Annotated in this window: 7 protein-coding genes and 1 tRNA gene; 4 read left to right on the top strand and 4 right to left on the bottom strand. The window is 41.9% G+C overall.

Translation table 11 applies throughout. The features are described from left to right. Positions 1-908 (top strand): 6-bladed beta-propeller (locus QZT73_RS10460; RefSeq protein ID WP_291788035.1); only part of this gene is annotated, 908 nt, incomplete at its 5' end. A gap of 587 nt (positions 909-1,495) precedes the next feature. Here QZT73_RS10460 and QZT73_RS10465 read toward each other — a convergent pair. Beyond that, positions 1,496-1,570 (bottom strand) — tRNA-Val (locus QZT73_RS10465). 166 nt (positions 1,571-1,736) lie between these two features. Between QZT73_RS10465 and QZT73_RS10470 the strand changes: the two genes are divergently transcribed. Both QZT73_RS10470 and QZT73_RS10475 read left to right on the top strand, forming a co-directional pair. Then, a complete protein-coding gene (locus QZT73_RS10470) occupies positions 1,737-3,002 on the top strand; it encodes a Xaa-Pro peptidase family protein (protein WP_291788038.1) in 1,266 nt (421 codons plus the stop codon). Positions 3,003-3,192: 190 nt separating this feature from the next. After that, positions 3,193-3,540, top strand: a complete 348-nt coding sequence (locus QZT73_RS10475) for an SMR family transporter (RefSeq protein WP_291783741.1) — start codon at positions 3,193-3,195, stop codon at positions 3,538-3,540. Here QZT73_RS10475 and chrA read toward each other — a convergent pair whose 3' ends face one another. Continuing rightward, the gene (chrA, locus tag QZT73_RS10480; RefSeq protein ID WP_291783742.1) at positions 3,541-4,737 is read right to left on the bottom strand and encodes a chromate efflux transporter; all 1,197 of its coding nucleotides are present in this window, start codon (positions 4,735-4,737) and stop codon (positions 3,541-3,543) included. It lies immediately after the preceding gene. A gap of 3 nt (positions 4,738-4,740) precedes the next feature. Further along, the gene (locus tag QZT73_RS10485; protein WP_291783743.1) at positions 4,741-5,721 is read right to left on the bottom strand and encodes a 2-oxoglutarate and iron-dependent oxygenase domain-containing protein; all 981 of its coding nucleotides are present in this window, start codon (positions 5,719-5,721) and stop codon (positions 4,741-4,743) included. A 78-nt stretch (positions 5,722-5,799) separates the two neighbouring features. Here QZT73_RS10485 and QZT73_RS10490 point away from each other — a divergent pair, with 78 nt between their 5' ends. Next, a complete protein-coding gene (locus QZT73_RS10490; RefSeq protein WP_291783745.1) occupies positions 5,800-6,567 on the top strand; it encodes a hypothetical protein in 768 nt (255 codons plus the stop codon). Here the strand turns inward: QZT73_RS10490 and QZT73_RS10495 are convergent. Further along, positions 6,568-7,746: MFS transporter (locus QZT73_RS10495; protein WP_291788040.1), on the bottom strand; the 1,179-nt coding region annotated here is incomplete at its 5' end.

Here is a 7,746-nt window from a genome sequence, read left to right on the forward strand (position 1 = left end):
ACCTTGAAGCTTCGGGAAACCCTCCTCTTACTTCAGTCCACGATTTGGCTTTTTCGCAAGACTTCTTTCTTCTAATAGACAGAAGACAGGGTCTATTAAAATTTGACAACAAGGGTAGTTTTTTAGGGAAAATCGGGGAGAATGGAGAGGGGCCAGATGAATATACTATGCCCTATGCGATTCACTTAGATGAAAAGGAAAATATTGTGCTTGTGGCGGATTGGCAAAAAATGACCGTGATTTCCTATTCCCTCGAAGGAAAATTTGAATCAACAAGCAATAAACTGCCGGGGCATCCTATCTCCTTCTATAAAGATAATGATACCCTTCTGGTTGTTCAGGAGACGCTAAATGGCACCAGAGAAAAACCCCGTCAGGTGTTGATAAGCTCAATAGAACCCAAAACCCTTGAAGTTAAAAACTGGGAAAGGTCGCTTTACGGTTATCATTCAAATTACACAATTATCCATCCAATCCCCAGGATATTAAGTCGGGTTAACAACGCAACCTTGTTCTATATGCCAATCATTCGAGAAGAGATGTCATCGCATAGAGACAGGGATACAATTTTTAGAAAACAGGAGGGTCGATTGACCCCAGAATACCTACTTCATTTCATTGGATTTGACAACACACTTCAATTGGGAATAAGCCAAGTGGTGATGTCCGATAAATATGCGTTTTTACATGTCGTATATGACCATCGTTCCTATTTTATATTAATTGATTTGGAAAACAACCGTCCCCTGATTCATTTAAGGCAATTATTTGATCAGGAGATGACAGATGAAATGATTCCAAAGCCATTGAATGGAGACCTGTTTTACTCCATTTTACGGGACCAGGAAAATACCACAGAAATAAATCCACAAATCATAATTTATCGCATGCCATCTATAGAAAATTGAATTTGAAGCGATAGATCTACGAAACCATGCCTACAAATAAAATAAATATTCCATTCCCTTTTTTCCTAAGTCTCCTTTACTGGTAATTTATCGGATAACCATATCTAGTTACAAAAAAAGGAATCTATATGGTGAATACCAGCCCTCAAAGGGTCACGCCATTTTAATGATATTCGACACCTTTCGGGGTCGGAGGGCTCATATATCCGAATTTCTTCTATAGATATGTTATCCCTTCGGGATAATTTTAGCCTGATTTAAATAATCTGATTAATAGGGATTTCCGATTTCCCGACCCTGAAAGGGTCATATATTTGTAGAATCAACATTTCAGCTTGGAGTATTTGACCCAGAATGGGTCATATTTTATTGGCGTGTACGTAAAAAATATTTCGTCGAAGGCTTTTTCAACTTATTTCGAATAGCATATTTAAAGACAAAAGACCAGATAGTTCTTCCAAAGTGAATCGAGTCTAACCTCCTACCTAAAGCTAGGCAAGCTCGCTTCTCTTCTCTCGTTTCTAAAAAAAAAGCCAACTCTTCGGAAAAACGAGTCTTGGTTCTTGCCTCTAACAGTCTAAAAAAAGTGGAACTTGAGGGATTCGAACCCACGACCTCTGCCCTGTCAAGGCAGCGCTCTAAACCAACTGAGCTAAAGTTCCTAATTAAGACGCTAAATAAGTCAAAGAAGGGAACATTTACAAGAAGGCTTTCATTTTCCGATTAACTGCTAAGAAATTGTACCCAAAGTAAATTCACGCCTCTTGCTAAAATTCCTATCGCTTTTTCAGCGCTTGTTCCTAAATTCAAAGAAAAAACCGCACAACCATGAAACTTAACAGAAGATCATTTGTCAAATGGGCATCCCTTTCTCCGGCAATTGCATTGCCCATGATTTCTTGTGCCACTACTGAAAATGAGGTAGAAGGCAAGCAAATAGATGGAGTAAAGCCTCTCCAACTCAATGTTCAGCCGATTTCTCGTGAAGAGCGCTTATCGAGAATTGCCAAGGCTCAGCAATTGATGCAGGACCAAAAGATCGATGCGCTCTTCCTGGAACCGGGTACCAGTATGAAGTATTTTCTGGATTTTGATTTTTTCCTTTCGGAAAGAATGGTAGCAGCCGTCATTCCCGCCAAAGGGGATATTTCCTATATCTGTCCACAATTTGAGCAGGATAAGGTGGAGGAATTGGTAAAGTTTGGAAATAAAGTGCTGACATGGGATGAACATGAAAGTCCTTATGCACTTACAGCGCAATTGCTCAGGGATTTGGGAACGCCCAATCAGAAAGTAGCCATTGAAGAGCGGTGCCGCTTCTTCCTGTATGACGGGATCAAAAATGAAACTGCACGGATCAATTTTATCAATGGCGATGGGGTAACCGCTGGTTGCCGTATGTATAAATCTCCAGCCGAAATCGCCCTCATGCAAGCAGCCAATACGGCTACTTTGGAAGCGTATAAGATTCTCTTTGACGCATTAGAAGAAGGAATTAACCAGTACGACTTTAGGGATATCGCATCCGAAGCGCACCGAAAGTTAGGCTTCAGCGGTTCGATTGGTGCCAATTTTGGGGAGTGGTCAGCCTTTCCCCATGGAAGCAGCAAAACGCAGGTATTAAAACCCGGAGATATAGTTTTGGCTGATGGAGGCTGCACAGTAGAAGGCTATAAGTCAGATATCAGTAGGACAATTGTTTTTGGGGAGCACACTGAAAGGCATAAAGAAGTTTGGGATGTAGTGAAAGAAGCACAGACAGCAGCTTTTGAATTGGCCAAACAACCTGGTACTACCTGTGAACAAATGGATGCAGCTGCCAGGTCCCTGATAGACCAAGCTGGCTTTGGACCGGACTATAAATACTTCTCTCACCGCCTGGGGCATGGTATAGGTATGGATGGGCACGAGTGGACCAATTTGGTGAGGGGCAATGATACTCCCTTGCAGACGGGGATGTGTTTCAGTAACGAACCGGGCATTTACATTGTGGGTGAGTTTGGCGTGCGCTTAGAGGATTGCTTTTACATGACCGAGAATGGGCCTCAATATTTTACCCAGCCCAGCCCGGGCATTGATCAGCCATTTGCCTAGAAAGGCTCAAGGGATTTTGCCACAAGGACGCAAAGGCACAAAGAGATGGCGAAGTAAAAACTTAGTGTCTTGGTGTCTTTGTGTTATTTCCATATCCATGAATTCATGTATTTTTTTGCTTTACCTGTTTTCAGATATTTAAATAGGAATGTTTTTTCCTTACTTGTAATCCAAGTAAAAAGCATTTCATATGGAAACATTTAAACTTCAAACTATGACATTGATTAACAATGTGGTATTTTTATTATTTGTTGGTGCTCTGATTGATACAGCCGGCGATTTATTGATGAAAAAGTGGGTAGAAACTCAATCTTGGCAGTTTTTTATTGTGGGTATGGTTTTTTATCTAGTGGGATTAAGTTGTTTGGCTTTCAGCTTTAATTTTAAAAATATAGCCGTCGCTTCTATTATATTTGTTCTTCTAAACATTGTTTTACTTTCTTTGGCAGGTTGGATTTTCTATGGGGAAACCCTCAAAACGAAAGAATTTTTCGGAATTTTATTAGGCTTGATGGCTGTATTTCTTATAGAAAGCTGATCAAAATATCCAGTTGTATCCTATACCGGCAGTTACTCCAATGATGATGATCACCGGAGAACTTAATTTAGTGAATTGCAGGAGAAGGTAAGTGCCGAAGATGGCCAGGATATTGAAAAGGTTAGCGTCGAGCGGTTCAAAAAGCAGGTAAGCAGCTGCAATCAACATCCCGCAACTCACGGCATTGATGCCTTCCAAAGCTGCCCTTACGGGTCTATATTTCTTGAGTTGGTCCCAAAAGCGAATCACAAAGAATATCAAAAAAGTACCGGGAAGGAAGATGCCTGCCGCAGCTATAAAGCCTCCGGTCAACAAGCCCGGAATTCCATATTCCCGCATGGAAAGTGCACCCACATAGGAACTGATACTAAAGGTGGGCCCAGGGATTCCCTGGGAAATGCCATAGCCTGTAAGGAATTCCTGGGAACTGAGGAATTGCTTGAATTCCACAAATTCGGTATAAAGGTAAGGTACCAAAACCTGACCTCCTCCAAATATCAGGGAACCGTTTCTGTAGAAATTCTCAAAAAGTAGGATGGATTGATTTTTGGTGATGGCACCCAGGACAGCTGCTCCTGCCAAAACTCCTCCCCATAAAAAAAAATTAGCCCAGGATATTACCAACTTTTTATCCCCCTCTTCCTTGGGTTGGTCCCTAAACTTCAAAGAAGTACTGATCCCGCCTACAACCAAAAGCAAGGGGAATACATATGGGGAATTGTAAAAGAATGAAACGAAAGCAGAAAACATCATCAGCACAGTAGCTTCTGAGGTTTTGACCATTTTGAAGATCGTTTTTTGGGCGGCATAGATGATAAAACCTATGGCCATTGGTTGTATGAATTTGGCAAAATTAAGTGCTCCTGGGGTGTTTTCCTGCAAGTAATCAATCAGAAAGGCTGCCGCTATCATGATGATAGTGGCCGGTAAAATCCAGACAAAAAGTGAAAGATAAGCTAAATTTGGACCTCCAATGCGGTAACCGATGGCGGAAATGGTCTGTGTGGAGGTTGGGCCCGGAAGAATCTGACAAAGTGCATGCAATTCCCAAAGTTCCTCCTCTTTGATGAAACCCCGCTTTCTCACCATGAGGTCGAGTACCATGGAGAGAAAGACTTGGGGGCCACCAAATGCAGTGACAGAAAGTAGTAAAACGTCCTTTAGGTAGATGTAATATCGTACTTTCTGAACTGACACCTTTTATTTTTTAAGTCCCAATTCTCTGAGACGCTCTTCGAGAAATTCCCCAGCTGTCGCATCTTCAAACTGCTTGGGATTGTTTTCATCAATGCAGCTTTCAAGGCAAGTGAGATCCATTTCTGAGCGTGGGTGCATAAAGAATGGTATAGAATACCTACTGGTATGCATCATTTCACGTGGTGGGTTCACTACTCGGTGAATGGTGGATTTCAGCTTTTTATTGGTGAGTCTTTCCAACATATCACCTACATTCACGACCAACTGATCCGGGAGGGCGGTAATAGGAATCCACTTCCCATCTCTTCTCAATACTTGTAATCCATCGGCTGAAGCCCCCATCAATAGTGTAATCAGGTTGATGTCTCCGTGCTCTGCGGCGCGTACAGCATCTGCCGGTACCGCCTCCGGATTTTCAATGGGGAAGTAATGAATTTGTCTCAAGATAGAATTGCCATAGGCCACTTTATCTTCAAAGTAATTTTCCTCCAAACCCAAGTTTAGGGCAATGGCGCGCAGCATGTTTTTACCTGCATTTTCGAGGGTTTTGTAAATTTCCAAAGCCACGGCTTTGAATTCAGGTAATTCTTCTGGCCAAATATTGGCGGGATATTCCGCTTTGATAGGGTCTGTGTCCGGAATAGCAGCTAAGTCCTGTCCTACATGATAGAATTCTTTCAGGTCACCTGTATTTCGTCCTTTTGCATGTTCTTTTCCCTTCCCAGTATAGCCTCTTTGGAAGCCTATTTCTGGTTTTTCGTATTTGGTTTTGGTTTTATCAGAAAGGGAAAAAAATTCCTTGATCACTGCATAGAGTCTGTCCTGTAATTCCTGATTTAAACCATGATTTTTGATGGCAACAAAGCCAATGTTTTGGTATGCATCGCCTAACTTTTTTACAAAAGCAGCTTTTTTTTCTGCATTTCCAGAGGTGAAATCAGCCAGATCCAGAGATGGGATTTCATCATATAAAATATCAGTCATATTTGGTAAATATTTATACCGAAAGGTAAGCCATTTTCATGAAATTTTAAATAAATTGGATGATTAGCCCATATAAGCATGAAGAAAAGCATTATGTTAACCTGTTCAATAATTGTTTTTTTGGTGATAAGCTGTGGTCCCGGCCGAGAAAAACAGGGAGAATTGGTTATACACGCTGAGATAATGGATAGTCTTGCTGAGGCAGGACCTCAGATAAGATTCTATTATTACGAAGAAAAAAGTGAATATCCAGACGCCATTTTGGAGATGTACAGCCCTTTGGATAACCAGAAATTTAAGCCAGGTAAGGTTCCATTTGAATTTAATATCAAAAACTACCCCTTTGATGCGGGTTTAAGGGGATTTCAATTGAAAATGATTTTAAACGGAGGAGATCCTGTGGGCTATAATTCTCCGATGTTCCAAAGAGAATTAAAAGAGGGTACCTACAGGGCAGTCGCTTATTTGGTAGATGAAGAAGGCCTAAGCCTTAAGGAGTTTGGCAATTATGTAGATCGGGATTTTATGGTTGGAGAAACCCGTGCTTTTCCTTATCAGGCCGAACCCTATTTGGCGGTAAATTTGCCTTACAATGGGCAGCAATTAGGTATAGGTGAAGAACTTATGGTCGATTTCCTGGTTTTGGGAGGTGATTTAAAACAGGACAAGCTCAGTGTTATCCTTGAATTGAATGAAGCGAGATATGAAATGGATAAAATGAGTCCGGTAAGGATCGCTGACCTTCCCTCAGGCGAATACAGTCTCCGTCTCCGATTGGTCAAGCAGGACGGGAAAGAACTTGATGGCCCTTTTTCGTCTATGAAGAGAACAATTTTTATTGAATGATCATTTTCTGATTTCCATACGGACAGCGATAATTAGTGCGGATAATATAGTCAGACCCGCAATGGTCAAAATAGAAGCTTCAATCCCCAAAGCATCAGCTATTAATCCTGTCAAAATTGCGCCAATGGCATATCCGAGATCACGCCATAGCCTAAAAACACCAATGCTGTTGGCCCGGTCTTTAGGGTGGGTATTGTCCGCCACCGTCGCCAAAAACGTAGGGTAAACCATGGCAGTCCCCCAACCTAAAACGGCAGAAAGGCTCACATAATGGGTCATACTTTCAGCAAAATAGAACAGCCCCAATGCCACTCCTTGAAGCATCATACCAATGAATAAAAGGTATTTTTTATTGAAAATATCAGCCATTTTTCCTGTAAATAGCTGGCCTATTCCCCAGATCGCAGGATAAATTGCGGTGACGATTCCGATCTGTTCCAGATTAAAGCCTTTTCCTGCTAAAAGTATAGGGAATATGCCCCAGGCCATACCATCGTTAAGGTTGTTGACTAGCCCTGCCTGGGTCACTGAACCTAAGTTTTTGTGCTTCCAGGTAGTCTGCCAGAAGATATTAGAAAGCCTAGGAACATGAGAAAAAGTATTTTCTGCAGCTACATGTTTCCGGGTATCTTTGATTAGGAAAACAGAACCCAACAAGCCACCGATAGCCAATGCTATTCCAAGGATGAAAGGATAAGGTCTGAGTCCAAATTCTGCGGCTATAAAACCCGTAAGAAAGGCCACAGCCGCTACGGCAAGGTAACCGGCAAACTCATTCAGTCCCATGGCAAAACCACGGTTTTTTTCTCCTACCAGGTCGATCTTCATTACCACGGTACTGCTCCATGCCAAACCTTGGTTGATACCCAAAAGCACATTGGCAGCGATGATCCAGTTCCAACTGGGGGCATACATCAGAATAAATGGAACGGGAAGTCCAAAGATCCAGCCTATGATCAACAGGTTTTTTCGGCCAATTTTATTGGCAAATACTCCCGCGAAGTAATTGGTTATGGCTTTTACAATGCCAAAGACGATGATAAAGGAAAGAATGGCGGTTTTGGCGGCGATGGCAAATTCCACTTCGGCAATTTGGGGCAGAATACTTCGCTCCAATCCTACCATCCCTCCCACAAATGCGTTGATAATGACCAAAAGGGTAAACTGTTGCCAGTTTTC

Origin of the sequence: Cecembia sp., assembly GCF_007126775.1 — a bacterium.
Lineage (GTDB): Bacteria > Bacteroidota > Bacteroidia > Cytophagales > Cyclobacteriaceae > Cecembia.

Excerpts from the sequence above, each read along its gene's own strand:
- QZT73_RS10485 (WP_291783743.1), bottom strand. The coding sequence starts at position 5,721 with ATGACTGATATTTTATATGATGAAATCCCATCTCTGGATCTGGCTGAT.
- QZT73_RS10475 (WP_291783741.1), top strand. The coding sequence starts at position 3,193 with ATGGAAACATTTAAACTTCAAACTATGACATTGATTAACAATGTGGTA.
- QZT73_RS10470 (WP_291788038.1), top strand. The coding sequence starts at position 1,737 with ATGAAACTTAACAGAAGATCATTTGTCAAATGGGCATCCCTTTCTCCG.
- QZT73_RS10490 (WP_291783745.1), top strand. The coding sequence starts at position 5,800 with ATGAAGAAAAGCATTATGTTAACCTGTTCAATAATTGTTTTTTTGGTG.